The sequence below is a fragment of the Rossellomorea arthrocnemi genome, assembly GCF_904424705.1.
GTDB lineage: Bacteria > Bacillota > Bacilli > Bacillales > Bacillaceae_B > Rossellomorea > Rossellomorea arthrocnemi.
Genome location: NZ_CAJGBF010000005.1, coordinates 114,389 through 141,350, shown reverse-complemented (window position 1 = coordinate 141,350; position 26,962 = coordinate 114,389). Strand labels below are relative to the sequence as shown.

30 protein-coding genes and 2 riboswitches are annotated in these 26,962 nt (G+C 44.7%); of the genes, 19 read left to right on the top strand and 11 right to left on the bottom strand.

The window, feature by feature from the left end; translation table 11 throughout:
- The first annotated feature begins 95 nt into the window (after positions 1 to 95).
- From mreB to BAA9072_RS09460, 6 genes are all read left to right on the top strand, one after another.
- Positions 96 to 1,106 (top strand): rod shape-determining protein, encoded by a 1,011-nt coding sequence (gene mreB / locus BAA9072_RS09485; protein ID WP_098438738.1) that lies wholly within the window; start codon positions 96 to 98, stop codon positions 1,104 to 1,106.
- Between the two features lie 56 nt (positions 1,107 to 1,162).
- Positions 1,163 to 2,005 (top strand): flagellar hook-basal body protein, encoded by an 843-nt coding sequence (locus tag BAA9072_RS09480; RefSeq protein WP_201714445.1) that lies wholly within the window; start codon positions 1,163 to 1,165, stop codon positions 2,003 to 2,005.
- 56 nt (positions 2,006 to 2,061) lie between these two features.
- On the top strand, positions 2,062 to 2,904 hold the full coding sequence (locus BAA9072_RS09475; RefSeq protein WP_201714444.1) for a flagellar hook-basal body protein: 843 nt from the start codon (positions 2,062 to 2,064) through the stop codon (positions 2,902 to 2,904).
- A 15-nt stretch (positions 2,905 to 2,919) separates the two neighbouring features.
- A complete protein-coding gene (locus BAA9072_RS09470) occupies positions 2,920 to 3,195 on the top strand; it encodes a DNA-directed RNA polymerase subunit beta (RefSeq protein WP_201714443.1) in 276 nt (91 codons plus the stop codon).
- Between the two features lie 320 nt (positions 3,196 to 3,515).
- On the top strand, positions 3,516 to 3,950 hold the full coding sequence (fabZ, locus tag BAA9072_RS09465; protein ID WP_060672841.1) for a 3-hydroxyacyl-ACP dehydratase FabZ: 435 nt from the start codon (positions 3,516 to 3,518) through the stop codon (positions 3,948 to 3,950).
- A 184-nt stretch (positions 3,951 to 4,134) separates the two neighbouring features.
- A complete protein-coding gene (locus BAA9072_RS09460; protein ID WP_201714442.1) occupies positions 4,135 to 4,431 on the top strand; it encodes a hypothetical protein in 297 nt (98 codons plus the stop codon).
- A 30-nt stretch (positions 4,432 to 4,461) separates the two neighbouring features.
- Here the strand turns inward: BAA9072_RS09460 and BAA9072_RS09455 are convergent, their stop codons facing one another.
- Together BAA9072_RS09455 and BAA9072_RS09450 are read right to left on the bottom strand one after the other, a co-directional pair.
- On the bottom strand, positions 4,462 to 5,046 hold the full coding sequence (locus tag BAA9072_RS09455; protein WP_201714582.1) for a class D sortase: 585 nt from the start codon (positions 5,044 to 5,046) through the stop codon (positions 4,462 to 4,464).
- Complete coding sequence (locus BAA9072_RS09450) at positions 5,024 to 5,362, bottom strand: helix-turn-helix domain-containing protein (RefSeq protein WP_201714441.1); 339 nt, start codon at positions 5,360 to 5,362, stop codon at positions 5,024 to 5,026. Before BAA9072_RS09450 ends, BAA9072_RS09455 begins: the two co-directional genes overlap by 23 nt.
- 618 nt (positions 5,363 to 5,980) lie before the next feature.
- A riboswitch (cyclic di-GMP riboswitch) is annotated at positions 5,981 to 6,096 on the top strand.
- 31 nt (positions 6,097 to 6,127) lie between these two features.
- Here BAA9072_RS09450 and BAA9072_RS09445 point away from each other — a divergent pair.
- On the top strand, positions 6,128 to 6,265 hold the full coding sequence (locus BAA9072_RS09445) for an anti-repressor SinI family protein (protein WP_201714440.1): 138 nt from the start codon (positions 6,128 to 6,130) through the stop codon (positions 6,263 to 6,265).
- A gap of 34 nt (positions 6,266 to 6,299) precedes the next feature.
- Here BAA9072_RS09445 and BAA9072_RS09440 read toward each other — a convergent pair whose 3' ends face one another.
- On the bottom strand, positions 6,300 to 6,620 hold the full coding sequence (locus tag BAA9072_RS09440; protein ID WP_201714439.1) for a helix-turn-helix domain-containing protein: 321 nt from the start codon (positions 6,618 to 6,620) through the stop codon (positions 6,300 to 6,302).
- A gap of 118 nt (positions 6,621 to 6,738) precedes the next feature.
- Entirely contained in the window at positions 6,739 to 7,179 is a 441-nt protein-coding gene (locus BAA9072_RS09435) for a YwpF-like family protein (protein ID WP_201714438.1), read from the bottom strand.
- Positions 7,180 to 7,447: 268 nt separating this feature from the next.
- On the opposite strand from BAA9072_RS09435, the gene BAA9072_RS09430 reads away from it, so the two are divergent.
- Positions 7,448 to 7,825 (top strand): single-stranded DNA-binding protein, encoded by a 378-nt coding sequence (locus BAA9072_RS09430; RefSeq protein ID WP_201714437.1) that lies wholly within the window; start codon positions 7,448 to 7,450, stop codon positions 7,823 to 7,825.
- A 23-nt stretch (positions 7,826 to 7,848) separates the two neighbouring features.
- On the top strand, positions 7,849 to 8,022 hold the full coding sequence (locus BAA9072_RS09425) for a hypothetical protein (RefSeq protein ID WP_201714436.1): 174 nt from the start codon (positions 7,849 to 7,851) through the stop codon (positions 8,020 to 8,022).
- 596 nt (positions 8,023 to 8,618) lie between these two features.
- Here the strand turns inward: BAA9072_RS09425 and BAA9072_RS09420 are convergent.
- From BAA9072_RS09420 to BAA9072_RS09410, 3 genes are all read right to left on the bottom strand, one after another.
- A complete protein-coding gene (locus BAA9072_RS09420) occupies positions 8,619 to 11,444 on the bottom strand; it encodes a DEAD/DEAH box helicase (RefSeq protein WP_201714435.1) in 2,826 nt (941 codons plus the stop codon).
- Positions 11,437 to 13,071 (bottom strand): SWIM zinc finger family protein, encoded by a 1,635-nt coding sequence (locus BAA9072_RS09415; RefSeq protein ID WP_201714434.1) that lies wholly within the window; start codon positions 13,069 to 13,071, stop codon positions 11,437 to 11,439. Before BAA9072_RS09415 ends, BAA9072_RS09420 begins: the two co-directional genes overlap by 8 nt.
- 261 nt (positions 13,072 to 13,332) lie before the next feature.
- On the bottom strand, positions 13,333 to 14,949 hold the full coding sequence (locus BAA9072_RS09410) for an alkaline phosphatase (RefSeq protein ID WP_201714433.1): 1,617 nt from the start codon (positions 14,947 to 14,949) through the stop codon (positions 13,333 to 13,335).
- Positions 14,950 to 15,116: 167 nt separating this feature from the next.
- Between BAA9072_RS09410 and BAA9072_RS09405 the strand changes: the two genes are divergently transcribed.
- The gene (locus BAA9072_RS09405; protein WP_201714432.1) at positions 15,117 to 15,623 is read left to right on the top strand and encodes a hypothetical protein; all 507 of its coding nucleotides are present in this window, start codon (positions 15,117 to 15,119) and stop codon (positions 15,621 to 15,623) included.
- Positions 15,624 to 15,683: 60 nt separating this feature from the next.
- On the opposite strand, the gene BAA9072_RS09400 is transcribed toward BAA9072_RS09405, so the two are convergent.
- From BAA9072_RS09400 to BAA9072_RS24485, 3 genes are all read right to left on the bottom strand, one after another.
- Positions 15,684 to 16,919, bottom strand: coding sequence for an efflux RND transporter periplasmic adaptor subunit (locus BAA9072_RS09400; RefSeq protein ID WP_201714431.1), 1,236 nt, complete (start codon positions 16,917 to 16,919; stop codon positions 15,684 to 15,686).
- A gap of 23 nt (positions 16,920 to 16,942) precedes the next feature.
- Positions 16,943 to 17,608, bottom strand: coding sequence for a hypothetical protein (locus BAA9072_RS09395; RefSeq protein WP_201714430.1), 666 nt, complete (start codon positions 17,606 to 17,608; stop codon positions 16,943 to 16,945).
- A 115-nt stretch (positions 17,609 to 17,723) separates the two neighbouring features.
- Positions 17,724 to 17,852: a hypothetical protein gene (locus tag BAA9072_RS24485; protein ID WP_269139937.1), complete on the bottom strand. Its 129-nt coding sequence runs from the start codon at positions 17,850 to 17,852 to the stop codon at positions 17,724 to 17,726.
- 16 nt (positions 17,853 to 17,868) lie between these two features.
- A riboswitch (cyclic di-GMP riboswitch) is annotated at positions 17,869 to 17,943 on the bottom strand.
- Between the two features lie 203 nt (positions 17,944 to 18,146).
- Here BAA9072_RS24485 and BAA9072_RS09390 point away from each other — a divergent pair.
- A complete protein-coding gene (locus BAA9072_RS09390; RefSeq protein WP_201714429.1) occupies positions 18,147 to 18,308 on the top strand; it encodes a hypothetical protein in 162 nt (53 codons plus the stop codon).
- Positions 18,309 to 18,459: 151 nt separating this feature from the next.
- On the opposite strand, the gene BAA9072_RS09385 is transcribed toward BAA9072_RS09390, so the two are convergent.
- Positions 18,460 to 18,873 carry a helix-turn-helix domain-containing protein gene (locus BAA9072_RS09385; protein WP_201714428.1) on the bottom strand — a complete coding sequence of 138 codons (414 nt, stop codon included), beginning with the start codon at positions 18,871 to 18,873 and terminating at the stop codon, positions 18,460 to 18,462.
- Positions 18,874 to 19,069: 196 nt separating this feature from the next.
- Here BAA9072_RS09385 and BAA9072_RS09380 point away from each other — a divergent pair, with 196 nt between their 5' ends.
- The 8 genes from BAA9072_RS09380 to hutG all read left to right on the top strand — a co-directional run bounded on the left by BAA9072_RS09380 (position 19,070) and on the right by hutG (position 26,876).
- Positions 19,070 to 19,255 carry a hypothetical protein gene (locus BAA9072_RS09380; RefSeq protein WP_201714427.1) on the top strand — a complete coding sequence of 62 codons (186 nt, stop codon included), beginning with the start codon at positions 19,070 to 19,072 and terminating at the stop codon, positions 19,253 to 19,255.
- A gap of 158 nt (positions 19,256 to 19,413) precedes the next feature.
- Positions 19,414 to 19,986, top strand: coding sequence for an REP-associated tyrosine transposase (locus tag BAA9072_RS09375; RefSeq protein ID WP_201714426.1), 573 nt, complete (start codon positions 19,414 to 19,416; stop codon positions 19,984 to 19,986).
- A gap of 100 nt (positions 19,987 to 20,086) precedes the next feature.
- Entirely contained in the window at positions 20,087 to 20,569 is a 483-nt protein-coding gene (locus BAA9072_RS09370; protein WP_201714425.1) for a hypothetical protein, read from the top strand.
- A gap of 226 nt (positions 20,570 to 20,795) precedes the next feature.
- Positions 20,796 to 21,242 carry a hut operon transcriptional regulator HutP gene (hutP, locus tag BAA9072_RS09365; RefSeq protein WP_269139936.1) on the top strand — a complete coding sequence of 149 codons (447 nt, stop codon included), beginning with the start codon at positions 20,796 to 20,798 and terminating at the stop codon, positions 21,240 to 21,242.
- Positions 21,243 to 21,470: 228 nt separating this feature from the next.
- Complete coding sequence (gene hutH, locus BAA9072_RS09360) at positions 21,471 to 23,003, top strand: histidine ammonia-lyase (RefSeq protein ID WP_201714424.1); 1,533 nt, start codon at positions 21,471 to 21,473, stop codon at positions 23,001 to 23,003.
- Positions 22,996 to 24,666, top strand: coding sequence for a urocanate hydratase (hutU, locus tag BAA9072_RS09355; protein WP_201714423.1), 1,671 nt, complete (start codon positions 22,996 to 22,998; stop codon positions 24,664 to 24,666). Before hutH ends, hutU begins: the two co-directional genes overlap by 8 nt.
- Before the next feature lies 1 nt (position 24,667).
- Complete coding sequence (hutI, locus tag BAA9072_RS09350) at positions 24,668 to 25,951, top strand: imidazolonepropionase (protein ID WP_201714422.1); 1,284 nt, start codon at positions 24,668 to 24,670, stop codon at positions 25,949 to 25,951.
- A complete protein-coding gene (gene hutG, locus BAA9072_RS09345) occupies positions 25,929 to 26,876 on the top strand; it encodes a formimidoylglutamase (protein WP_201714421.1) in 948 nt (315 codons plus the stop codon). The genes hutI and hutG overlap by 23 nt, the downstream gene beginning before the upstream one ends.
- Positions 26,877 to 26,962: the final 86 nt, after the last annotated feature.

The following is a 26,962-nucleotide window of genomic DNA, read 5'->3' as shown; positions in this document are numbered from 1 at the left end:
AGTTCTGCCTTAACGTTTTTACGTAATGACATCACAATAAAACCATAGATGAATTTTGTTCATGAAATTGTAGAAGAAGAAGGGAGAAACACAAGATGTTCGCGAAAGATATTGGGATTGACCTTGGTACGGCTAATGTATTGATTCATGTTAAAGGAAAAGGGATTGTATTGAATGAGCCATCGGTCGTGGCACTGGATAAGAATACAGGCAAGGTATTGGCTGTTGGAGAAGAAGCACGCCGTATGGTAGGGCGTACTCCTGGTAATATTGTAGCAACACGTCCGTTAAAAGACGGGGTCATCGCCGACTTTGATGTAACAGAAGCGATGCTGAAGCATTTCATTAATAAATTGAATGTGAAAGGATTCCTATCGAAGCCGCGCATCTTGATTTGCTGCCCTACAAACATCACAAGTGTCGAGCAAAAGGCGATCAGAGAAGCAGCTGAAAAGAGTGGCGGGAAGAAGATTTATCTTGAGGAAGAGCCTAAAGTGGCGGCAATCGGTGCCGGAATGGATATCTTCAATCCAACAGGAAACATGGTCGTGGACATCGGTGGAGGAACGACGGATGTAGCGGTTCTTTCCATGGGTGACATCGTGACGAGCCAGTCGATTAAAATGGCCGGGGATAAGTTCGACCATGAAATTCTGAATTATATTAAAAAAGAGTACAAGCTTCTGATTGGGGAGCGTACGGCTGAAGACATCAAGGTGAACATCGGAACGGTATTCTCAGAAACACTTGATGAGGATCGGAAAGAAATGAGCATCCGCGGTCGTGACATGGTATCGGGTCTTCCTCGTACAATCACCGTAACTTCAAAGGAAATCGAAGGAGCCCTTCGTGAGTCAGTTGCTGTCATCGTACAGGCAGCGAAAAACGTCCTTGAGAAGACGCCACCGGAATTATCAGCGGATATCATTGACCGTGGAGTTATTTTAACAGGAGGGGGAGCCCTTCTTCACGGAATGGATACTCTTCTTGCAGAAGAATTGAAAGTACCGGTATTGATCGCGGAGAACCCAATGGATTGTGTCGCCATCGGTACGGGATTGATGCTTGAGAACATTGATAAAATTTCCAGAAGAAGAATCGGGTAATCACGTAAATCATTGCACCATGAAATCCGATATATACGGTTGAGAGGTGAAAATAGATGTTTCGAGGATTTTATACAGTAGCATCAGGTATGCTTTCACAACAACGGAAGACTGAGATGCTGACGAACAATATGTCCAATGCCAACACACCAGGCTATAAAGCGGATCAGGCTTCGATGAGGGCATTTCCGGAAATGCTTATGGACCGTATGGATTCCACATCCGTACCGACTGAAAAAACGCTATCCCTTCCTTTTAACCAAAGAGTAGGAAAACTGAATACGGGTGTATACATGCAGGAAACGATTCCTTCCTTTGTTCAAGGCGATCTCCAGGAAACGGGACGGGGCTTGGATGTGGCGCTTCTGGATGGTTCTATGCCTGTAGACGAAGAAACGGGGATCCGTGGATCGGTGTTTCTGACGGTGGAGGGCCCGGATGGTTCCCCCCGCTATACGCGTAATGGGAATCTGACGGTGAACGGAAACGGATTTCTCACAACGAACAGCGGTTTTTATATTCTGGATGAAAATGGTGACAGAATACAACTCGAAAGTGATCAGTTCTCGGTTGGGGAAAAGGGACAAATTCTTGTAGATGACAATGAGGTGGCTACTTTAGGAGTGGGATATTCAAATAATCCCAACCAGTTAGTCAAGCAGGGAGATGGCCTATTTGCTACTGAAGGCAATGTGGCGCTTCCCGATGCCTATGATGAAGACGATGTGGCCTTTACCACCAAGCAGGGATTCCTGGAGCGGTCCAACGTTGATGCTTCCCGCACGATGACAGACATGATGTCGGCGTACAGGGCGTTTGAAGCCAACCAGAAGGTGCTCCAGGCATATGACCGAAGCATGGAAAAGGCCGCCAATGAAATCGGCCGTGTCAACGGATAGCAAGTATTGTAAATGAATTTCGCCACTGAATACCTTATAATAGGGGAGAACGTGTCATGAATCGAACGATGATTACAGCAACCAACACACTGGGACAATTGCAGAAACAGATGGATATGATTGGTCATAATCTTTCGAATGCAGATACAAATGGATATAAGCGCCGGGATGCTTCATTCTCTGAAATGCTCGTGCAGCAGGTGAAGAACCAGAGAGTAGACAGGTTTGAAACAGGCAGGCTCACCCCTCTTGGAGTCCGGGAAGGGAACGGTGCCAAACTTTCGCAGTCTCAGTTGATACTGAATCAGGGGTCATTAAAGGCAACTGGTCGTTCCCTGGACTTTGCGTTGACGAATGATCGGCAGTTCTTTAAAGTCCTGGCTCAAGATGAGGACTCGAGGGCGGTTCGCTATACGAGAGACGGGGCATTCTTTGTCAGTCCAACCGGGAATGGGGAAGCGATGCTCGTGAACGGAAGCGGACTTCCGATCCTGGACGAGAATGATAACTTTATTACATTCTCTGAAGATGCGTCTGCCTTTGATCTTGGGGATAACGGAGTACTGACAGTCAGGGACTCCCTTGGAGGAGAAGAGCAGTTCAATCTGGGAGTTGTGACCGTTGAAAAGGCTCAATTCCTAGAGCAGTTCGGTGGAAATCTGTTAGGTTTTGCAGACAACCTGGATGAACTGGGCGTCACGGAAGATGAAGTGGTGACCAACGTCACCGGAGGAGCACGATCTGATATTTCAATGGTCCAGAATTCGTTAGAAGGATCGAACGTTGATATCAGTAAAGAAATGACGGACATGCTGAATGTCCAACGATCATATCAATTTCAGGCACGCTCGATCTCTCTTGCAGATCAAATGATGGGCCTTGTAAATGGGATACGCTAAAAGGAGTTAAATGCTATGAGTGAAAAAGAGCTACTGCAGGAAAAGACGACAAGAGAATCAGTAAAAGCAGAAAAAAAGGTAAAGCAAAAGGACGAAACCAAGCCGTCACGCTGGGTGCGTGTTCGCATGCTTCCAATCTGGCTCAGAATCCTTCTGTTTATCCTTCTTCTTGCAGGAAGCCTCGCACTGGGTGCCGTCGTCGGCTTCGCAGGCATCGGCGACGGCAAAGCAGCCGACGTCTTCAAAGCAGAAACCTGGCAGCATATCATCGATATCGTTATTAAAAAATAATTTTTTGAGCATTTGGAGGGACGGACCTCGAATTCTTCAGCTTTTTAAGCAATTAATCCCGTTATATCGGTATTTTATTGTGGATAGAGCATGATATTCGAGGTCCGTCCCTCTTTTCGAACGTCGTCTTGTTGATAGGAAATGGTTGGGAGGGACGGACCTCAAATTTGGTCCCTTTTTGGATCAGGAACGTTGATATACAGGGATCTTTATGAGAAATCGAGCATGTTTTTGAGGTCCGTCCCTCCCACCCTGTTGCTATTCTTAGCCCGGTTTCTGTACAATAAGGTGTACATACATATTGGTAGGAGGAATCATGCATGCTTGATATTAATGAGATTAAAGAGATTATTCCCCATCGTTATCCATTTTTACTGGTGGATCGAATTTTAGAGGTGGAAGAAGGCAAGAAGGCGATTGGGATTAAGAATGTGACGGCGAATGAGGAGTTCTTCAATGGTCATTTCCCAGATTATCCTGTGATGCCTGGTGTGCTGATCGTTGAGGCACTGGCTCAGGTAGGGGCTGTAGCGATGCTGAAGGTGGAAGATAATCGTGGACGTCTGGCATTCTTCACAGGCATTGACAAGTGCCGTTTCAAGCGTCAGGTAAAACCTGGAGATCAGTTAAGACTTGAGGTGGAAATGATTCGCTTTAAAGGACCGATCGGCAAAGGGAAAGGTGTAGCAACGGTGGATGGTGAAGTTGCTTGCGAGTTAGAAATGATGTTTGCTTTAGGGGATAAACAGGAATAGTCCTATTTAAAGGCTGGGTTTGATGTGATCCATTTCACATCAAACCCAGCTTTTTTTTAATGAGATCATATTATAAAAAATCTTTGTTTCCATGCAAGTATATTTAATTTCAGGGAAAGCTAACAAAAGACCAACGTAACGGTCTTACATTACCTAACTTACACACAGAAAGGAGTTATACATCATGAGCAAAAAGTTATTATCGGTCCTTGGTGGATCTGCCCTTGCTGCTTTTCTTCTAGTAGGATGTAACGCTGACCAGGAGCCTCCTCCGGAAGACGAAGCACCGATTGAAGAGAATGACAACATGGATGAGAATGATGATATGAACGACGGCGACATGAACGAAGAGAACAACCTCGAGTCTGAGGATAAGAACAACCAAGGCGACAAGGATGCAACGAAGGATAACAACACTCCTGAAGAGGATGCTGTAGAAGACGATATTGATATGAATGATAAGGATAATAAGGACGAGTAATATTGGGCGCAGAGGCGAAGCTTCTGCGCTTTATTGTATTCTTTTGGCATTGATGATATAACGTTCGGTGGTGCTTGAAAGATACTCGAATGGATAGCAGGTTGAAAGAGTTAAAACCTCTTGAGGAGCGGTAGGTTTCAGCACGGAGAGGTCAGTTTCTTTCACAATAAGTGTTTCATAAATCTCATAAGTGTATGTTCCAGTCTCTAATAGAATAGTTAGTTTGTCTCCTTTTTGGAGTTCACCCATTTTTTTGAATACTGTATCCCGGTGGCCGGCAAGGAAGATTCGATCTTGCTGGCCGGGGAGTTTGGTTGTCGGGTAATGACCAACCCCTTGTTCTAATTCAGATTCATCGGTCCCTTCAATAATCGGCAATTTCTTATTTAATTTAGAAATTTGTAAAATCCCGATAATGTCACCTGGATTAAATGAATAATGGGGCTCAGGAGACTCATATCGATTTTTACCTTCTAAGGAAGAGATTACGGTCTGTGCTTTTGATAATGCTTTTTTTTCATTTAAATTAACAGTAATCAAAAGATAAGAAGAGTAGATAAGTAATGCACTTCCACTTATCAACAGACCAATACTAATGATCTTTAAAACGGTCATCTTCAATATTGTTCACCCTTTTAAATTGAGTAAATTGAATGAATTCTAGAAACTCTTTTTTAGAAACCCCCTCCTCGATAGCCATTTTTACTAATTTCATCCAATCATCATCTAAATCAGTCTTATTACTAAGTACGTGATTTAAGGATACACCAAGTGCATAAGATAATTTATCAAGAATCTGTATACTGGGGTTTTTTTGAATTCCTCTCTCTATGGAACTAAGGTACGATTTTGAAATTCCTGATTTGGTCGAAAGTTCAATAATAGATAGCCCTCTTTTTTCTCGCATCCTTTTTATTTTATCACCTACCATTTTATCTCATTCCTTTGTTCGTTTTATTTCATTATATAGAACAATTTGTTTTTTATAAATAACGAAATACTAAGATATTTAAAGAATATTCAATAAAATGGACAAAAATAATTAATTCGAATGAAATTTTAAGGTTTTACAGGACTTTAGACTTTAGAAATAGAAATATATACTAAATTAAGTGTTCTATAAAAAGAACAAATAGTATATTTTTATCAAAAGGGAGTTAAATGATATGTACAAAAAAATTTGCAACCGCTGTACAAGATCATCGTTTAGTAGTTCTGAGAATGGTGAATGGCTATGCCCTTCTTGCGGAAATAATCTAACTGAATCCCAATTTTACAAGGCAACAATATTACAAAATATAACTCAGAGTGTAACAACTATTCAAAAGATGGAAAAATATAAAAAATACAGATAAAAAGAACCATAAGTTTCGACAAGAATTTTCTAATTGTCAAACTATTTCCGAAAAAAAAGGAGTATTGATTGTGAAAAATGTAAAATAATTGGTTATTTTGTAGTATTTAAGGAGAAAATATTATTTTCAGAAAAGACAAAAAACAACAAGATGTTAAAATTTATAAAAGTATAATAGTGATATAAAGAAGAAATGTCAGATAAAGGCAAACCTATTGAAAGGTAGGGACGCAAAGTCTCAGGTCTAAGGTGAGAGTGTACGCTAGAGTTTGCTCTGAAGCTACTTAAACTATGATGGCTGGATTGCCTGGAATACATACATGTATTTTGGGAGGGGATTTAATGACAAATCGTGAACTTGATATCGAATGGATGGAACTTATTAAACAAGCTTTAGATGCAGGGATTTCCAAAAAGGAAATCAGGGAATTTCTTAACCAACAATCGGAAGAGATGAAAGCTAAGTACGAAGTGATTTAATATAAATAAAGTCTTGCGAAATGTTCGCAAGACTTTATTTATTGTCTAATTTCCACTTATTAAATTCTATGAATTCACGGAACTGTTCTTTTGTAATACCAGAATCCATTGCCTCTTCAGCAATCTTAAGCCATTCATGGTCAATATTTTGGTCTTCCGGTTGGTCATAAAGCAAAGCATCTAAAGGGATTCCAAGAGCACTTGAAACCTTTTCAAGGAATTGAATAGATGGGTTTTGTTGAAGGTTACGCTCAATAGAACTTAAATATGATTTGGCGACCCCTGCTTTTTCAGCCAGTTCCGTCATGGACATTTTCTTTTCTTGTCGATATTTCTTTACTCTTTCTCCAATCACTGAGCACACCTGCCTAAAAAAACTTCGTATTAAAAGAAAATAATAAAGTGATCTAATACATTAATTATAGCAAACAGCTATCCTGGGCTCTATATAAAGTTTACATAATTTCGTATAATTAAACGCTTGGCTTTGCCGTTGCAGAAATTCTTGGCTTAGACACCATCTTCTCGCGGAACTCACGGACCAGTTCTTCCCCTGAATACCCTTTTTGGACTAAGTCATCAAGCAGTATTTCCGCATATTCATTCCGCTGTTTCTTCAATTTCCCTTCAAACATAATGCTGATATGATCATCCATTTCTTTGATACAACGGATGGATGTCATGAAGGCAGCCGGATCATTGGCCTTATGGGAAATGACAACCTGGATTTCCAAAGCATCCTTGCTTTGCTGAGCTTTTTGAAAGAACTCGATGTATTCATTCGACAGATACGTTTCCACAAGCCATGTACTCTGTCCGTCTTCCTTATTGATAATCAGACCATCCACAAGTTCAAAGTCATGCAGTTTTTCGTTATCCACAACTTGTAAAGAAATCACTTTAAAGGTTTTCATGAACGAACATCTCCCATTTAAAGGTTTTATAAAATTATATCACAGGGGGAATTGTTTCCCTAATCTATTGGGCAATGAAAAAAAGGTCGAAAGATGCAATTTTGTGTATTTAACGATGATTTAGATCTAAAATCGTAAAATCTCCCTAGGGGAATATCTGAAATTCAAGCCGATTATCGATTGAATTTCGGATATTCATGATTTTACAAGATTTACAAGTAGGAGGTAAGATGAAAGCACCTTAACAGAAAGGAGGAAATGAATACAATTGATCAACCAAGTAACCCTGGTGGGAAGGCTGACGAAAGATCCCGAAGCAAGAAAAACAACGGAAGGGAGATCAGTACTTAGTGTGACGGTTGCCCTGAACCGGCCATACAAAAACCAGCAAGGTCAGGTCGATACCGACTTTGTACTTTGTACATTGTGGAACCGTGCAGCGGATAATACGGAGAAATATTGCAGGAAAGGATCCGTCGTTGGGGTGACGGGCCGTATCCAAACCCGTTACTATGAGAATGATCAAGGAAAACGGACGTATATAACCGAAGTTGTTGCAGAGAACGTACGGTTCCTGGACAGTAAGCCAACATCAAATGCTACACCTGAACCCGGCAAGAAAGAAACAATCGAATTGCCGTTTTAACTTTTAAGAAAGGAGATGAAGTTGTGGCCACACTGCAAGATCTGGAACAAAGAATTGATCGGATGGAAAAAATAACGGAAGACCTCATTAAAAAAGTAGCAAGAGTCAATGTCGAAAATTTCTACTTATCCCAACGGGTAACCGCCCTTGAACAAGGATACGAATATCCGAACCCGGTATTGAAATCCTCATCTTGATTTTATAACATGCCTCAACGAGAATCCATTCCATACGCGTCATCCAACCTATAAGTACACTGTCTCAAATTCCAATGGTCACCCGTAAGAATCCCCTAATTTGCCTCATTAGACATAAACATGTGTAGCAGTGAATAAAGTAAGTGTTTCATTCCCCTTTTTATCTTCATTTTGAGCTGGTTTCCTTTTGGGGAGGCTGGCGTTTTTTTCGTGGTTTTGGATTTGTGGCAAAACAAAACCTTATTACAATTATATCGGAAAAACCGACCGGGCATAATAGTGAGAGGATTTACGATGAAGTTGTGGCTGGGGTGTTAGAGATATTGATATTATGAGGTGATTGTAAGTAAATTTGGCAAGAAGGTTGGGGGAATGGTGTGTATGACCGGTTTTTGACGTTTGATGGAAGGGAAGATTGGGATGGAGTTATCTTGATTGCGTCATTATTCAATTATTTGCGTCATTTTTTTCATAATTGCGTCATTTCTAAAGGTGATTGCGTCAATATTTAATTTTATGCGTTGTTTACCAAATAAAACCATTTCTCAACTAAAAAAACCCCTCTCCCACGAAAGGAAAGAGGCAAATCAATAAATCTATTCCAACACCAATAACGATTCCAAGTCCTGATCCGACAATTCCGTCACCCACTGGTCACTGCGGATGATTTCATCATTTAGTGCCTGCTTTTTCATAAGCATGGCATCGATTTTTTCTTCCAGGGTGCCTGATGATACGAGCTTATGAACGTGGACGAACCGTTTTTGGCCGATTCTATAGGCACGGTCGGTGGCCTGATTTTCAACTGCCGGGTTCCACCAGCGGTCGTAGTGGACGACATGGTTGGCTGCGGTCAGATTCAGTCCTGTCCCGCCGGCTTTCAATGACAGCAGGAAGACAGGGAACTCGCCATTCTGGAATTTCTCCACCAGCTCATCCCTTTTTCCTTTTGCCATGCTTCCGTTCAAGAATGGGACCCTTACGTCAAACTCTTCCTTCATCACTTCCTGGATCATTTCACCCATGGAAATATACTGGGTGAAGATCAGACAGGCTTCGCCGGATTCGAGAGCGGTTTCCACGATGTCCTTCAGCTTCTGCATTTTTTCGGAGCGTGACAGGATCGACTTAGGATCCGGTTCTTTTAAATAGAGAGCAGGGTGGTTACAAAGCTGCTTAAGCTGATTCAACATTTGCAGGATTAACCCTTTACGCTCAAACCCGCTCAGTGTTTCAATTTTGGCGAGGGTGTCTTTCACCAGCTGCTCATAAAGGGCAGCCTGCTCAGCAGTCAGATGACAATATTCTTTCTGCTCGAGCTTTTCAGGCAAGTTCAACTCCACTTCAGGGTCTTTTTTTGTACGACGCAATAAGAATGGTTTAATCTTGGCCTGAAGCTCTTTGACTTTTTCTTCGTTCTCGTCTTTCTCGATGGGCGCAATATAATTTTTCTGGTATTGGGTGAATCCACCGAGATAGCCGTGGTTAAGGAAATCAAAGATCGACCACAGTTCCGAGAGCCGATTTTCCATCGGGGTTCCCGTTAAGGCAATATGGTGCTTCCCGCTCAGTTTGCGGATCGCACGGGATTGCTTCGTATTGGCATTCTTGATATTTTGTGCCTCATCAAGGGAGATTGATGTCCATTCGACTAGTGATAGCTCGTCATAGTCGATATGGGATAAACCGTATGAGGTGAGAACCACATCGACCCCTTTGATCTCAGCAGCAAAGGCCTCCCTTTTCGCCCGGGCAGGTCCATAATGAAGATGAACCTTCAAGTCCGGTGCGAACTTCTCCAACTCCCGCTGCCAGTTTCCCAGAACTGAGGTAGGGGCAACAATCAGGGAAGGTGTTTCCGGTTTCTCGGTTTCTTTCACATGCTGAAGGTATGTGATCAGCTGAACTGTTTTACCGAGTCCCATGTCATCGGCAAGACAAGCGCCAAAGCTGAACTTTCGTAAAAAGAGCATCCAGCTCATGCCCAGCTGCTGATAGGGACGGAGCTCTCCGATAAACGTATCAGGCGTTTCCGTGAGGGGAATCGATGATACATTCGTCAGTTGATGGATCATTTTTTTCATAGAGCGGTTGAGCTCGAGCTGAATTCTGGCGTATTGATAAGGGTCATGCTCATCGTCATCCGGGTCAAGATCCGATTCATCGGAATCCCGGGGGACAAGCTCCTGTTCCAACATATCCTGAATCGAGATCCCTTCCTGCTTCGCTTTCGTCATCATCTGTTGAATCCTGCGAATCATGGCAGGGTCAAGCTTCATCCACTGACCGCGGATTTTCACCAAACGACGCTGGTTTTCAACGAGTTGGTTGAAGTCCTCTTCGTTCAAATTGACGCCGTTCATGGAAAGACGCCAGTCGAAATCGAGCATGGCATTTAAGCTCACAAAGGATTTACGATAGCTCGTGTCCGTGTTTTTAAGCTTTGCTTTCACGAGCACCTGGGCGTCCTTCATCGCTTCCCACCATGATGGAAGGAGAATTTCAATATCCAGATCGATGAGTTTTTCACTTAGAACAGATAGGAAGTCCCACGCATCGTGCTCACCAAGAGCGGTGCGGAGGGAGCCGTCCGCGTCACGGAGGATCGGCAACATCTTCATCCAGCGTTCCTGTTCATCCGATACGCCCGGCAGATGCTTTTTCCAGGAAGGAGGGACCGTGTCTTCAGCCAGGGAAATGATACGGCTCGTTTTCTTACGGTCTCGTAAAATCGTTTCAAGCTCCCAGGATTCATCTTCATCAAGGGGCTCTGTTATGCGGAGGCCGATTGAGAACGGTAACTCTTCATCTCCCCCTGAAATCCACTCACTCCACCGTCTCTCATCAAAATACGCATCCAGCTCCTCAGACGTAAGCGTACTTTCCTTCAGCTTCTGGATCCGCTTCATCGCACTTGATCCACCGGCCGCCATCGCCTCATTCAACGCACCCTGAAACCAATTTTCGGTGAGATTTTTGAGGGACGGACCTCCATCAGGAATCTCTTCCTCCCAGAACTCATCATTGAAGTTCGACCATACTTCATCGGGGATGTGAAACTGCAGTCCTTTTTCCTGCCATTCCTCAAAGCGCGGCAGCCAGCGTCCGGCTTCCACGGCTTCATAAATGACCGGAGCAATCGCAATGCACGCCTGGCCGGTTTCATCCCAGTCCCATTGGATCATGCTGCTGAAATGCTCGCCTGCAAGCAAGGTCAGGAACTGCCACCTGGTCACGGGAACGCCATCGTTTGATTCTTCTATTAGAGTTCCGTAGTAGCTCTCTTCATGCCAAAGAAACAGCTGACCCTTCCATTCTTTTGGAGGGAGCTGCTCGCCTTCGTCGTTTTCCGCAGTAATGAAGAATCGGTCTTCATATTCAGTTGTGTGGACATTGATTTTAACGGAAGACAGTTTAAGCATCGATTAACTTACCCTTTCTGCACTCTTCTTGGAACGCGCGTAATCGCTTGTATTTATCAAGTATATAGATGAGATACACATCCCACTTTTCGGTTTTCTTCGTTTTTTTATAAATCGTCCGGATTTTCTTCATATAGCGAACGGCCAGCTTGTAGCTGTCACGATTCTTCTGATCGATCGCTGAAATGACGCCGGCATAATAGATGGGGAGTGCGAGCTCGGGTGCTTCCTTCGTGACATCCCTGAGACCCATCCCTTCCATTTCTCCAATACTGTAGCTCATATATTTCTGCAATTCGACCCATTCACGGTAAGCCTTTGCACTGATGAGATACTCATTGTATGAGAAGAAGCTGTACGGAAGCATGGAGAGCAGGAGCTCATTCACAAGGGAACTGTCCTTTTCCATCAGCCAATCCATCGGGAGAATCCGAACGAACCAGCGTACGAATCGGGTCGCTTCATAATAATCCAGGGTTTCAAGATGATCCGGCATCCTGGACAGAATATTCCGGACCAGGAAGAATCCGACTTCGTAACGCTTTCCGACAAAAAATTTGCGTAGCCAGAACTCACTGAAAGCAACGAGCTCTGTCCCAAGTTCATCCACGACTTCGCTTGCTTTATTTAAATCCTCAAGAAGTAAATATTGATGAAGAATCGCGACATTGTAAAAGGTCTGATCATGTCCACCCTGTTCTTCCAGGCGGGCAACCTCTTCACGGCGCCACGACTTTTGCTTGAACAAGTAGTACCATAAGAAACGGTACACTTCAGCCTTCATCATCGTACTGTTCTCAGTAGAATCACTCATTGTGACCGTCTGTTTTTTCAAAAAAGCAATATACGGATCGAAACTGAACGGCATGGCATGAATCGATAACTTCTCTACGGCGTCTTCCATTTCGCCTAACAGGAAATCATACATGCTGTACTGTTCACGGCTCAGTTCGACATTCCTTTTTTGCAAATGCAGGTCGATTTCAATCGAAAGGTAAAGGGTCGCAAACAGTTGATATAGAGGTTTCCATTCCCGTTCGAAGGGAGCATCCTTCATGAATCGCTTCGTTATATTCTGCACGAGGACATCCATTAAATAGGGCTGTCTTTCAAGTAGATCCAAATCTTCCTGTTTAAGAAGAGAATCAAAGAACTGCCACCATTCCTCAGGTGTGTTCCCCCGTGTTTTCCGTTCGTTCAATAGATCACTGGCTTTCTTGAGGGCACCGTGCTTCTTCAATAAATCATCCAGAGACTGTGATGCCTGATTCGCAGGCTGAGACTGACTCCGCCAATTCTGGATCCACTCACTGACCCTTCCAACCTTGTTATAAAGCATAAAAAAGGTCGCCATTTGATGCCGGCACCAACTACCTTTAGGACACGAGCATTTGCTTAGAAGGGGAAATGACAAGTTCAGTTCAAGGGTCACAGGTGTCACATCCTGCACCTCTGCCGTCACCTCTTCATCCCGGACCTTTACGTTCGAAACCTGATTCTGACGGAACAACAGAAGGCCCTTGGACACGATATTCTTGCTCTCGTCCTGATTCGGGTCCAGCTCACCCTGTATCGACTGACTCATGGGAAGTAACTTATCCTTCAGCTCCTGAATACGAATCGACATCAACCAACCTCTCCAATCTATAAAATCGCATTCTTTTATTATAACGCAAAAGGAGTGGGAAAAGGAACATGGGGTAGGAGAAGTGGTGGAAAGGGGGTGTGGAGTTTGTCGAATTGTGTGGAGGAAGTGGGGTTGTGGTGAGGTGTGGCGGGCGGTGTGGCGGTGCCTGGCACAGATGCTGAATTTGGTGCCTGGCACCGGGGGGAGGGCAGTCGCTAATATAAATAAACCAGCGAAATCAATCCCTCCCAAATTAACATCCTACTCCTCTACATGCACATAAAACCTCTCTCCGTCATACACGTTCACGCTCTTCAACCCCACTTTTTCATCATTTCTCCAATAAAAGTTCTTATTCTCCGGAAAACGCAGCACTTCATCTCCACGCTTCACAACCATCACAGGATTTTTCGAGGTCCGTCCCTCAACCTGAACCTTATATCCCTTATCACGGTAAAATGTCACTCCGTCCACATACCAGGAAGCGAAGGGACCGGTTTTAAGTGAAAATCCCATGTATGAAGAGATTACCTTCGGAATAGCTGTGTTTTCGATCAGTCCAACCGGCTTACCTGGCCCATACGCGTATAAAAAGACGTCTTCGCCGGTGTGACCGTGAGTGGTAAAGCCCAGGTTTGCCCGTTTCGCCATCAGTTTCACCATCTCGCTTTCGAGGTCCTCCACACTGTCAGCGCCTTCCATCGCACAATATTCCTTCTTACTCAGGTTTTCTAATCCATAGCTTGATAGGACTTCTTTTACATTCGATCGATCCTTTTTGAGCTGAGAGGTGGCCCCTTTGACGGTAAGCTTTGCCTTCTTCAAGGGCTCAATAAATTTCCCGGCAGGCAGGGTTTTGTAATGACCGTTTGTCCCCTGATTGCCAAGGGTCAAACCGCTATTTCCGTGATCCGTCACGGCAACTACCATGGTATTCCCGTCCTTCCGGGCAAAATCGAGTGCCTCTCGGGCAGCATCGTCAAAGCTCAGAACCTCACTGATCATTCCTACTGGATCGTTTTTATGGGCCGCCCAGTCTACTTTGCTGCCTTCGACCATGAGAAAGAATCCTTTCTCACCTTGAGAAAGTCGATCAATAGCTGTTCTGGTCATCTCTGCAAGGGATGGCTCCTCGGGTTTTAATGTCTTCCGGTCCAATTCATAAGAAATGTCTTCATCGGCGAATACTCCCCAGAGCTTAGGGGACGTGGGTGGCCGTTTTAGAAGTCCGTCCCTCTTCAGAACCATGTCATATTTTGAAGAATTGATTTCCTTCACCAGGTTTTCTCCATCTTCACGGCTGACCTGCTTGGTTTTCAGCATGCCGTCGTCGTCTTTGGTATGGTCCTTGGCTTGGGGCTTTAACCACGCAGCCCCTCCCCCTAACACGACGTCGAGACCTTGATACACCTGCTGTTCCCCGATATCCCCGAATTCATCCCGGTTCAAGGCGTGGGAGGTGAAGGCAGCGGGCGTGGCGTGCTGGATGGGCGAGGTGGACACGATTCCGGTCTTGTATCCGGACAGCCTGGCTCCTTCAAGGACCGTCAATACGGGTCTGCCGTCAGGGTTCATGCCTATGTAATCAGCCTTCGTCTTCATACCCGAGGCCATGGCGGACCCTGCAGCAGCGGAGTCGGTGATCGCTGACTGGGCAGAATAGGTCCGGACTCCGCCTACCAGAATTTTATCCAATTGGAGGTCCGTCCCTCGGTACCAGCGGGACAGGGTGAGGATGTCGGAGTTGGTGCCGTCCATGATCATGAGGATGACGTTTTTTGGTGGTGGTGGCGCGGCGAGCAGGCAGGAGGTGGGGAGTGAGAAGGAGAGTAGGGATAAGAGGATCGTCAGGGTGATAAGGCGTTTGAGTGTTTTCATGGTGGGTAATCGCTCCTTTTGTTCGTGTTGATTGTTAGTATTTGTTGCAGGGGGAGGAGTATGTATAGTTTATGGGAGAAAACAGTAATCGATCATGTTGTCCACTTATCAGGTGTTATACAATGAAATAAAAAGGTTTGTGATCATACATGATGAAAGGGAATGTTATGTTCATTTTTTCAATGTTGGTTTTTATCACTATTTTACTCGTCTCTCATACACCAATAGAGGTCATGGCATTACTGGGACTGCTGCTTGTTATCTTTTTGGTTCCAGCCATTAGAGAAGGGATATGGAAAGATGGTTACAGGAAAATCAAAGTCGCTTTTTATACCTCCATCTGTTTCACGGCAGGCTTATTTATTTTCTATTTCGCTATGTCCGTGTTAAAAGGGGATTCCTATCGTGTAGATGGTGAGTTTTCTCTATTTATATTATTGGTGCTGTTGTTTAGTATGGGCGGGAATTTTTTATTTGGCATACCCGTTTCACTAATGGCTGAGTATATTTCTATGAAGGTTTCTTCTATGCGGCTTTGGATTTCTGGACTCATACATATTGGAATGGGGGCGTTCACTTATTTTATCTTCCCAGGTGTCTTACCAGGAGCCATGTGCTGCGCAGTCATTTTCTTTTTAATCGATGAGAGGATGAGGGGGAATGATGAAGGATGACTATTTTAAAAAAAGCGCCCTTTCTCCGTTGAAAGGACGCTTTCCATATACTGCGTAATGTTATTTCCGTTCCAGGATCCCCAACAACACATTTTCAAGAATCGTCGGACGATCGAATTTCTTCAAGTCTCTCAGCTTCACTTTATCCCAATCAAGGGCCGTAATGAACGTAGCTCCGTGTTGTAATGCAGGGATATCACCAGGATATACGATATAGTATTCTCCCTCTTTCACCCCGGACTTGATTTGCTGCTGCCCATCAACTGCAAGGCCGGTTTCAACTTTACGTTTTTCAACGCTGCCTTTTGAAGTTAGAACCCAAATGTATGTTGAATGTTGATCTTTTTCAATCGCCGTCACAGGGACCACGAATGCCCCCTTTATTTCTTCCGTTATAACGGATAAGAAGACGTGATGACCTGGAAGCAGTTCGTTCTCGGGGTCCTGAAGTTTTACTTCTATTGGGTACAGGCTATCCGTTTGAATATGCGGATCGTTTTTTGGCAGGGTTGCCACTTTGGTGACGGTCCCCTTTTGTGTTTTTTTCTCAATATCCGATTGAACGGTTGCGTTCATGTTTTCATCTACCGTCGTGATTTCTTTTTCTGTAAGGTCCGCCGTAACAACGGTTGCCTGCGATGCAATCGTGATCAATGGATTGTCGATGGCATGGGATAGATCCTTGATGGTTCCTTCCACGCTGCTTTGGACGGTAAGGGTTGTTTCGTAGGATTCGATATCCTTGATTTGGCGCTCCAGATTATCAATTTGACTCTCTAAGCGGTCGATTTCCAGCTCTTTAGCGGCAATCTCTTTTTTTAAATCATATTCCGATTGAAGGGCACTGGCGTCAATCGGAATTTCTTTGTCGTCAGTCGACCCTGATGGGAGGGAAGACTCCAGTCGTTTAAGATCAGAAATGTTGTCTTCGATATTGTCGATCTCGTCTTCCAGTTGATCGGCCTCTGATTCCAGGACGCTCTTTTGCTGGGATTGATCGGTTACTTCATATTCATAAAGGGGGGTACCGGATTTGATCTGGTCCCCTTCTTTGACGAGAAACTTTTTGAATGAACCGAATTCGTCATTGAAATAGATGTAGTTTTCTTCTTCGGAAGCAACGACACCCGGTTTTGGCAATTCTTTTACCAGATCCCCTTTGTTGACAGGTTCCCATTCAGCGACACGGACTTCCCGGTCAACCTTGCTGTCCGCCTTTTCAATGAGATATGTATTGGCACCTATAAAAAGGAGCGACACAGTGAGGGTAGTATAGAAAATGGTCCTTTTTTTCATAAATGTTCACAGCCTTTTGATAGTTAGAGTAGAGTTGAAATACTTAGATAAGCCAATAAGGCATTTAAAGACCAGATGAAAAGGTTAGTAAGGAAGATCACCAACCAGATAATCCAATTTTTCTGACCGGTTAATCGTTTGAGTCCTTTATATTGAATGAAAAATACCCAAGCCTTAAAGAGTGAAAAGCTTCCCATTAAATAAATTATATATGTATTGGAGGTAGCATACTGGGTTATGACTCCGAGCGATAATGGGGAAGAATACCATTCAAGTGAAAAAAAGAGCGACAAGGGTATATAGGTAAGTTGTTCCAGTAGTAAAATAATTAAGACTACACCTTGCGTCATAACGAGTTTTCGATATTCGCCTTCATCTGAAATGGTCCAAAATATAAGGGAACAGAAAAAGAGGATAATGGCAGCATAAAGCAAACCTGCTAATAACCTCCCCAAGAAAAATAAGAACTTTTCTAATTCATAAGTGATTGGTGAGAGCGTTGTAATATCTTTTGAAAGAGGATCCATACCGATCCCGAAAGATGAAATGAGGCCAAAGACAAAAATAGACAGCCATAAGAGATGAAATATTTTTTTCCTATATCCTGTTACGACTTCCATGTCTTTGAGTTGATAAAAGAAGAATGATGGTTTGGATAAACCTCTGAAAAGTCTGACTTCTTTATGCATAAAGTATAGTCCCCCAACTAGAATAGATTCCATCTACTATTCTATCGGAATTTATCGAACTTTTCCATAAATTGTAGAATGTCATTTGAACTAAAAAAAGCGCCGGATGGACGCTTTACATCTGGTACGTAAGAATCGTCGTACCTGCAATGAGGATGATCGTAAACAAAAACAGCCCTGCATACATCCACTTTTTCTTTGCTTTCTTTCTAATATATATTTCTTCTGGTGTTAAAAACGACAATTACAATCCCTCCCGGTTTGGTAGCTGGCTGGCCTGATTAGCCCCTTTAGCTTTGCGTCATCACCTTTCGATGATTTTGCCATTTATTCAGAACCCTACTTTTAGTGTATCGACATATTACTACAAAGCGTAATAGGTATTTCATCCTTATTTATTGGAAAAAATTTTAAAAAATGATGATGATTATTGGATTATTTGGTAAAATTATTAATGAAAGAAGTTTATTGAAGGAAAATTAGTGTAATAGAATGAATAAAGTAATAAAAGTGTAATTTTTTGTAGGAGGTTGTCTATTTGAAGGGGCAGGTTAATGATGAGCAGTATGTACTTTCTGTTCTGCAAAAAGCATTTGACAAGGGTCAACAAGGACACATGGACACAGATACAATGATCCATTGGTTAAAACAGGAATTACAATTAGGCTACACTACAAATCAGAGTGAAAAGGCGCTTTAGAATCCACCATGTGGAATCTAAGCGTTTTTTTTGTTGGAATTGTTTCGATAAGTGAGGGACGGACCTCACTTAGTAAGGAAGGACGGAGAAGAAAACCTGATTTATTCATGGTTTCACTTTTAATTCAGAGGTCCGTCCCTCCCGAAAGATTCTACCAATCTTTCATCGTCTGGTAGAGGTGGTTTACGTGGTTGATGAATTTTTCTTTGCGCTTTTCTGTGAAGTAGGAGAGGGAGGACAGGGTTCGTTTGAATTTTGGGTGCTGCTGAAGGGTTTTTAGAATTTCTTTCGTTTCATCGTCTTCAAAGTTTTCTCTCAGGATCATGGGATCGTGGCTGTGTCCTAGAACCCTGCTTTCTTCGCCGAACATGATTCGGTTCATTTCATGGGTAGGGATTTTATATACTTCTTTAAAGGTAAGGAGCATCTTGTACGGGATGTCCCTTGTGCCATTTTCATAGTTTGATAACGCGCTCTGGCTGATATTTAAACGAAGGGAGGCTTCTCTCTGGGTAAGTTCTAATATGTCATTGCGATAACGTTGTAGCTCTACATGTAAATCCATTGTTCTCACCGACTATCCCTTTTTTCTTCAAGATAAAGGTTTTGTGTGCAGGTATAGGAAAATTACACGTTTTGAAATACTTATTTTGATTACAAATGAACATAAAATGTAAAAAATATACAAAATTACAGTAAAACGTATTAAAATGTAAATATAATTGTGATTTTGTCGAATAGTGGATAAAGGTGGGGATGGAATGGGGGAAATAATGAAGGGCAAATTAAAACAAGAGGGAGTAAAAGGAAGAATCAGGTGGATTCGATTGAAATCAGATTCAAACCTGATATTAAGCACCAAGCACCACAGAACAGGACGGATAATCTACTACTCTCAAGAAAGCATCACCAATCACGTTCATCACCGAAACGGAAAAGATAGATAGAGATCATTTGAGGGACGGACCTCTACCCGGTCAATTTACTTAGGTTGTATCATGAATAAACAGGTCCGTCCCTCATAAAAAAAGAGGATTTTTGGAAGTTGTGTCGAATAGATTTAGTGTACGATTACGAAACGAAACTTTAGAGAAGGAGTGATGTTATGGTTCGAGCGCCTCGGGATTGGAGTCCGGGAACTACTTACCATGTTACCGCGAGAGGAAACCGGAAGCAGGATTTGTTCCATGATTATGAAGACCGCAGGAAGTATTTAACGTATTTGCAGGATACGAAAGACAAGTACCCTACTACCATCCACGCCTACTGTTTGATGTCCAACCACATTCATTTGCTGATTGAAACCCATCATGTTCCACTAGAAAAGATCATCCGCACTCTTCATACCCGCTACGCCGTATACTTCAATAAGAAATATGACTATGTCGGTCATGTTTTCCAAAGAAGATATGGATCCACCAAAATCGATACCCCATCGTACTTTATCAAAGTCAGCAGGTATATCCACTACAATCCCGTTGAAGCAAAACTCACCGTTCACCCCGAGAAATACCCCTGGAGCAGTTATCCGTTTTATATCAATGCCATTGATAATCCTCTTCTTTCAAAAGAGCGCACCCTCAACTATTTTCCGGCACCAAAGGTAAAACGATATAAGGATTATGTAGATAAGGAAGTCCAAGACGAGGGACTGCATCAAATTACAATTAAAAAATGAAAAGACTAAAATAATTTGGAAAATTTTAGAGGATTATAAATAAATATGTCGAAATTCATAATCTGTAGGAAAAAATAACTATTTTCAAGAGGAGGAAAATATGAAAAAAGAGTTTATTTTAGTATTCGAGGATTTTCACGTTTCCAAAAGAAGTGTCAAGAAATCAAAGAAACATTTAGTCGTTTTTCAAGGTCAGCATTATTCCAATACGCTAGTCGTTGTAAACCAACCACCGGGATTTTCACATGCCCTGGAAAGCATCATGTACTCTGACAAGATTCTCGAAACTGTCGGGTTCACCACATTGTTTGCGGTTCCCATCGATCGAAACCATTCCATCCCCTTCAAGTTTGTCCGTATTAATGACAGCGCCCCAAAGGAGTGCAAGATTGTACTGGAAAAGCGGAAGGGAGTGGAGCAACTGAATATTTTGCCCCTTTACCCTGTGGATGGCAGGCTTTCTCATGAAGACAAACAAGATATTCTATCTTACTTAAGCCTGAAATCCGATAATGGAACCGTGACCTACCTCATGAACAATCCCCAAGTATTCAAAGGAAAAGGAAAAAAACAAGAAGAGTAAAGGAGGAATGAGGCGAACCTAACTCGAATAGGTACGTCTTTTTTTGAGGGACGGACCTTCACATGTTATCTTCTGTTACCCTCTGAAAACCCTTTACCACGCTACCAAACTACCTCTCTAAGTTTCTAAAATCACCATTATTTTCGTTGACCTCTTCTGAATCAGACCATACAATGAAAGTAGTTATTAGTATTTTTAGAATTTTCACGTAAGGTGCGAATGCCACTTGGATAAGACAGATCATACTCGTATCGGAAAGAACGCCATGCTTCTTCTCCTCGTAGACAGGGAAGAGGAAGAGTGGAATCGTCATTTCAATGAACTGAATTGGAGCTACTGCACTGGAAAAATCGGATCTATGGACAGTCAGAAAATCGTGGCTGCGATCGAAACGGCAGCGAAGAGGAGTGACCTGGTCCGGGAAGATTTGTACCGGGAGATGCACGCCTTGTACCACGCGATCATGGAAGCTTTGACAGGGGTCACCCGGGGTCATGCCCAATTAGGTGAGATCCTTCGTACGGTTGGATTGCGCTTTTCGGTTGTGAGAGGTACTCCATATGCAAGTGAAGAGGAAGGCGAATGGATCGCTGTAGCGTTATATGGGACGATTGGTGCCCCCATTAAGGGATTAGAGCACGAAACGATCGGACTTGGAATCAATCATATTTAAAGTATAGAGCCTAGAGATATTAGTTGAAAGGAGGCTCGACCAAAGGCAGAAGTCTGTCTTTGGTCGAGCCTCCTTTTTGTGAGTTTAAAGGGTCCGTCCCGCAGTGATTTAAAGCATTAAAGCGGAAATTCCGGTAATAACGGTGTTTATGGACGGGACATACAGCAATAACGGGGATTTTTAGAGGTCCGTCCCTAAAGGTTTGAAAAATATAAAGAGGTGATCAGAATGGTTGAGTTAACGGGTTGTAGTTTAACGTTGGAGGAAGCGAAGAGGATTATTTATGGGAAGGAGCTTGTGGAGCTTTCGCCGCTTAGTATGGAGCGTGTGCGGAAGAGTCGTGAAGCGGTTGAGAAGATTGTGAAGGAGAAGCGTGTGGTGTATGGGATCAATACGGGCTTCGGCAAGTTCAGTGATGTGTTGATCGATGCTGATGATGTAGAGGAGCTTCAGCTGAACTTAATTCATTCTCATGCTTGCGGAGTAGGTGATCCGTTTCCGGAGAACGTTTCACGTGCGATGCTTCTGCTAAGATGTAACGCTCTGTTAAAAGGATATTCCGGTGTTAGGCCGGTCATTGTCGAGAGATTAGCAGAATTCCTCAACAAAGGAATCCACCCAGTGATCCCACAGCAAGGCTCACTGGGAGCAAGCGGAGACTTAGCACCTCTATCCCATTTAGCTCTGGCCCTGATGGGTGAAGGAGAAGTCCATCATCAGGGTGAAGTCCATCAAACCCTGCCGGTGCTATCAAAAGAGAATATCTTCCCGATCCAGCTTCAAGCAAAAGAAGGATTGGCACTCATCAATGGAACCCAGGCGATGACGGCAATGGGTATCATCGGGTATCTGGAAGCAGAGGAACTTGCCTTCCAAAGTGAAATGATCGCGAGTCTGACCATGGAGGGCCTTAGAGGAATCATGGATGCTTTCGACGAAGATATTCATGTAGTAAGGGGCTATCCTCAACAAGTCGCAACGGCAGAACGGATCAGGAACTACTTACAGGACAGCAAGCTCACGACAAAGCAAGGGGAGCTGAGAGTCCAGGACGCGTACTCCTTAAGATGCATCCCGCAGGTACATGGAGCATCGTGGCAGGCACTTGATTACGTGAAAGAAAAGCTCGAGATCGAAATGAATGCGGCAACGGATAATCCGCTTATATTTGATGACGGGGAAAAGGTCATTTCAGGCGGGAATTTCCACGGTCAGCCGATTGCCTTTGCCATGGATTTTATGAAAATCGCCATAGCAGAACTTGCCAACATCTCTGAAAGACGAATCGAGCGATTGGTGAACCCGCAACTTAATGATCTGCCGCCGTTCCTGAGTCCACAGCCGGGACTGCAGTCAGGCGCCATGATCATGCAATACTGTGCGGCATCACTCGTCTCAGAAAACAAAACACTGGCACATCCGGCGAGCGTCGACTCGATCCCGTCATCAGCGAACCAGGAAGACCATGTCAGCATGGGGACCATCGGATCACGTCACGCCTACCAGATCCTTCAGAACACGAGAAGAGTCCTCTCAGTCGAGCTCATCTGCAACCTGCAGGCAGCAGAACACCGAGGGACGGACCTCATGGCAAGCAGGACGCGACAATTTTACGAAGAAGCGAGAAAGGTCATTCCTTCCATCACCAAGGACCGGATTTTCTCGAAAGACATAGAAAAAGCCAATCAGTGGCTGCAACAAACAACGCTAAGCACACTCATCAAACCAACCAAAACAAAGGAGGAAACGACAAATGGTTAAGGCAGACAAACGAATCGTACATGTAAAAAGAGGGACGGACCTTGAATGTAAAGGGTGGGAGCAGGAAGCGGTCCTTCGCATGCTCTACAACAATCTTGATCCCGAGGTAGCGGAAATTCCTGAAGAGCTCGTCGTATACGGCGGAATCGGGAAAGCGGCACGAAACTGGGAGTCCTTCGACGCAATCGTCCACACACTCAGAAATCTGGAAAACGATGAAACCATGCTCGTTCAATCCGGTAAACCGGTTGGTGTGTTCAAAACTCATAAAGCGGCGCCAAGAGTACTGTTGTCCAACTCAGTCCTTGTACCAAAATGGGCCAATTGGGAGCACTTCCACGAGCTTGATCAACAAGGCTTGATGATGTACGGCCAAATGACGGCGGGAAGCTGGATTTATATAGGAACACAAGGGATACTGCAAGGGACATACGAAACGTTCGCAGCACTCGCGAAGAAGCACTTCAATAACTCTCTTAAAGGGACGATCACCCTCACAGCCGGGTTAGGCGGAATGGGTGGAGCGCAGCCACTCGCCGTCACGATGAACGGTGGAGTCATGATTGCAGTCGATGTCGACGCTGAGCGAATCCAAAAGCGCCTGGACACAAAATATTGTGACGTGAAGACAGATTCCATCGATGAAGCATTAATGATGGCGTATGAAGCACGGGATCAAGGTAAGCCTCTGTCTATTGCCCTACTTGGAAATGCTGCCGAGGTGCATCATGAACTCCTTAAGCGTGACGTTAAAATCGATATCGTAACCGACCAAACATCTGCTCATGATCCGCTAAACGGCTATGTACCAGAAGGTTATTCACTAGAAGCAGCAACAGAACTGCGCAAGCAGGATCCGAAAGCCTACACGACGCTATCACAAAAAAGCATGGCCAAACACGTCGAAGCGATGCTTGAATTCCAACACAGAGGATCCATCGTATTCGACTACGGTAACAATATCCGTCAGGTAGCGAAGGATGAAGGGGTAGACAATGCTTTCGACTTCCCTGGATTCGTACCGGCATACATCCGCCCACTATTCTGTGAAGGAAAAGGGCCATTCCGCTGGGCGGCACTATCTGGAGATCCTGAAGATATCTACAGAACGGACCGACTGATCAAAGAGCTTTTCCCTGAAAACGAAGCTTTGAATCGCTGGATCGATATGGCACAGGAACAAGTGGCATTCCAGGGACTTCCTTCCCGTATCTGCTGGCTGGGTTACGGCGAACGTGTGAAGATGGGGCTTGCCATCAATGAATTAGTCCGAAACGGCGAACTGAAAGCACCGGTCGTCATCGGACGTGACCACCTGGATTGTGGATCCGTTGCTTCACCGAACCGTGAAACGGAAAGCATGAAGGACGGAAGTGACGCAGTGGGTGACTGGGCAATCCTGAATGCCCTCATCAACACAGCGGCAGGCGGTTCCTGGATCTCTTTCCACCACGGTGGCGGAGTAGGAATGGGCTATTCATTACACGCTGGAATGGTCGTGGTGGCAGACGGGACGGACCTTGCACAAGAACGTCTAGAGCGAGTACTGACAACAGATCCTGGTATGGGTGTCATCCGTCACGTGGATGCGGGCTACGACATTGCAGAAAAAACAGCTGAAAAAAACAACATCCACATCCCAATGAACAAAGGAGGAGAATAAGATGACCGCAACACATTTCGACACGATCATTGACAACATCGGCCAGCTCCTGACGATGGATCATGGGGACGGACCTTTGAAAGGGGAGGCAATGAGCAGCCTCCCTGTACTCGAGAATTCGGCCATTGCCATCAAAGACGGCCTTGTCGCCTGGATCGGCACGCACGAAGAAGCGAAAACCCTCAAAGCGACGGAACGAATCGACGCAGAAGGGAAGCTCGTCTCACCAGGTCTCGTCGATCCACACACGCACCTGGTCTTCGGTGGCTCACGTGAACATGAAATGGCCCTCAAGCAGCAGGGAGTCCCGTACTTAGAGATCTTGAAACGAGGTGGCGGCATCCTATCAACAGTGGGAGCCACCCGGGAAGCATCGGAAGAGGAGCTCCTAACGAAAGCACGCTTCCACCTAAACAGGATGATTTCATACGGAGTCACCACAGTAGAAGCGAAAAGTGGCTACGGCCTTGACCGTCCGACAGAACTGAAACAGCTGAGAGTGTCAAAAAAGCTCAACGATTCCCACCCGGCTGAAATCGTCTCAACATTCCTGGGAGCACACGCTATCCCACCGGAATTCAAAGGCCGCTCCGATGAATTCCTACAGGAAATGCTCGACCTGCTAAACGACATTGAAAAAGGACAACTCGCCGAATTCGTCGATATCTTCTGCGAAACCGGGGTATTCACCGTCGAACAGTCCCGGCAGTTCCTGAAAAAAGCGAAAGAAAAAGGCTTCTCCGTCAAAATCCACGCCGACGAAATCGATCCACTCGGCGGCACGGAAATGGCAACGGAAATCGGCGCCACGAGCGGAGACCACTTAGTAGGAGCTTCCGATAAAGGCATCCAGGCATTAGGCAAAACCGACACCATCGCTGTCCTCCTGCCAGGCACGTCCTTCTACCTGAATAAAGGGAAGTTCGCCAACGCAAGAGGCATGCTGGAAGCGGGAGCGGCTATCGCCCTTTCCACGGACTTCAACCCGGGAAGCTCGCCGACGGAGAACCTGCAGTTCATCATGAACCTGGCTTCTCTACAGCTGAAAATGACACCGGAAGAAATCTGGAACGCCGTCACCGTCAACTCAGCATATGCCATCAACAGGGGAGACTCGGCAGGAAAACTAGTAACCGGAAGAAAAGCCGACATCGTCCTGTGGGATGTCCCGAATTATCACTACGTTCCTTATCATTACGGGGTGAATCACACCCATACAGTCATGAAAGACGGCCGCATCATCTACCGCAAGGAGAAGCTTCATGAACACATTTCAACACATTAAGCCGGCGGGAAAAGCACAATTCAAAGACCGTTACACAACCAAAGCAGCAGAACTCCTGACGCCTTGGGAAGAAGGGAAGAAAGGGGACATCGCCATCATCGGCGCCCCCCTCTCCAAACCCTCCATCTCCCACTCAGGAGCAAGCTTCGCACCAGACGCCATCAGACGCTGCCTTAACTCGTTCACGACCTACAACATCGAAAGAGGGACGGACCTCGCCGAAGACAATAAATCCATTATAGACTTCGGTGACATCACCATGCATCCGACCTCCATCGAAGAATCGCATCAGCGAATCTATGAATCTGTCAAAGCAGCCACAAGTACAAATGCTGCACCTTTCACCATCATCCTGGGAGGCGATCATTCCATCACCACGTCCACGGTCAAAGCCATCAAGGAAACAAAGGGAACGGTCGGGATCATCCAATTCGATGCCCACCATGACCTCAGAAACACCGGGGACGGGGGGCCGACCAACGGTACGCCTTTTAGGAGATTACTAGAAGGTGGCCACATCCAAGGAGAGCATCTCATCCAGATCGGCATCCGCAACTACGCCAATGCGAAAGCGTACCATGATTACGCCATTGAGCAGGGGGTAACGGTGTATACGATGAAGGACGTCAGACAACAAAACATAATAAAACTCATCCAGGAATCACTGGTCCAACTGGAATCCCAAGTCGACACCATCTACCTCTCCGTCGACATGGACGTCCTCGACCAGACATATGCCCCAGGCTGCCCGGCAATCGGTCCCGGGGGGATGCACCCGGATACACTCAGGGAGGCGGTTCAGGCTACACTCAAGCATCCTAAGGTCCACACGATGGACCTTGTCGAGATCGACCCGACCCTGGACATAAGGGATATGACCAGTCGAATAGCCGCTTCTTTAATGATGGAAGCACTTATAAAATAATAAAAAGCTTTAGGGAAGTAAAATCTACTTTCCTAAAGCTTATTTATTAATATTCACGAACCAAAATCATTAAACAACCATCACGC

Coding starts and splice junctions, on each gene's coding strand:
- mreB (WP_098438738.1), top strand. CDS start 96: ATGTTCGCGAAAGATATTGGGATTGACCTTGGTACGGCTAATGTATTG.
- BAA9072_RS09480 (WP_201714445.1), top strand. CDS start 1,163: ATGTTTCGAGGATTTTATACAGTAGCATCAGGTATGCTTTCACAACAA.
- BAA9072_RS09475 (WP_201714444.1), top strand. CDS start 2,062: ATGAATCGAACGATGATTACAGCAACCAACACACTGGGACAATTGCAG.
- BAA9072_RS09470 (WP_201714443.1), top strand. CDS start 2,920: ATGAGTGAAAAAGAGCTACTGCAGGAAAAGACGACAAGAGAATCAGTA.
- fabZ (WP_060672841.1), top strand. CDS start 3,516: ATGCTTGATATTAATGAGATTAAAGAGATTATTCCCCATCGTTATCCA.
- BAA9072_RS09460 (WP_201714442.1), top strand. CDS start 4,135: ATGAGCAAAAAGTTATTATCGGTCCTTGGTGGATCTGCCCTTGCTGCT.
- BAA9072_RS09455 (WP_201714582.1), bottom strand. CDS start 5,046: ATGACCGTTTTAAAGATCATTAGTATTGGTCTGTTGATAAGTGGAAGT.
- BAA9072_RS09450 (WP_201714441.1), bottom strand. CDS start 5,362: ATGGTAGGTGATAAAATAAAAAGGATGCGAGAAAAAAGAGGGCTATCT.
- BAA9072_RS09445 (WP_201714440.1), top strand. CDS start 6,128: ATGACAAATCGTGAACTTGATATCGAATGGATGGAACTTATTAAACAA.
- BAA9072_RS09435 (WP_201714438.1), bottom strand. CDS start 7,179: ATGAAAACCTTTAAAGTGATTTCTTTACAAGTTGTGGATAACGAAAAA.
- BAA9072_RS09420 (WP_201714435.1), bottom strand. CDS start 11,444: ATGCTTAAACTGTCTTCCGTTAAAATCAATGTCCACACAACTGAATAT.
- BAA9072_RS09415 (WP_201714434.1), bottom strand. CDS start 13,071: ATGTCGATTCGTATTCAGGAGCTGAAGGATAAGTTACTTCCCATGAGT.
- BAA9072_RS09410 (WP_201714433.1), bottom strand. CDS start 14,949: ATGAAAACACTCAAACGCCTTATCACCCTGACGATCCTCTTATCCCTA.
- BAA9072_RS09405 (WP_201714432.1), top strand. CDS start 15,117: ATGTTCATTTTTTCAATGTTGGTTTTTATCACTATTTTACTCGTCTCT.
- BAA9072_RS09400 (WP_201714431.1), bottom strand. CDS start 16,919: ATGAAAAAAAGGACCATTTTCTATACTACCCTCACTGTGTCGCTCCTT.
- BAA9072_RS09395 (WP_201714430.1), bottom strand. CDS start 17,608: ATGCATAAAGAAGTCAGACTTTTCAGAGGTTTATCCAAACCATCATTC.
- BAA9072_RS09385 (WP_201714428.1), bottom strand. CDS start 18,873: ATGGATTTACATGTAGAGCTACAACGTTATCGCAATGACATATTAGAA.
- BAA9072_RS09380 (WP_201714427.1), top strand. CDS start 19,070: ATGGGGGAAATAATGAAGGGCAAATTAAAACAAGAGGGAGTAAAAGGA.
- BAA9072_RS09375 (WP_201714426.1), top strand. CDS start 19,414: ATGGTTCGAGCGCCTCGGGATTGGAGTCCGGGAACTACTTACCATGTT.
- BAA9072_RS09370 (WP_201714425.1), top strand. CDS start 20,087: ATGAAAAAAGAGTTTATTTTAGTATTCGAGGATTTTCACGTTTCCAAA.
- hutH (WP_201714424.1), top strand. CDS start 21,471: ATGGTTGAGTTAACGGGTTGTAGTTTAACGTTGGAGGAAGCGAAGAGG.
- hutU (WP_201714423.1), top strand. CDS start 22,996: ATGGTTAAGGCAGACAAACGAATCGTACATGTAAAAAGAGGGACGGAC.
- hutI (WP_201714422.1), top strand. CDS start 24,668: ATGACCGCAACACATTTCGACACGATCATTGACAACATCGGCCAGCTC.
- hutG (WP_201714421.1), top strand. CDS start 25,929: ATGAACACATTTCAACACATTAAGCCGGCGGGAAAAGCACAATTCAAA.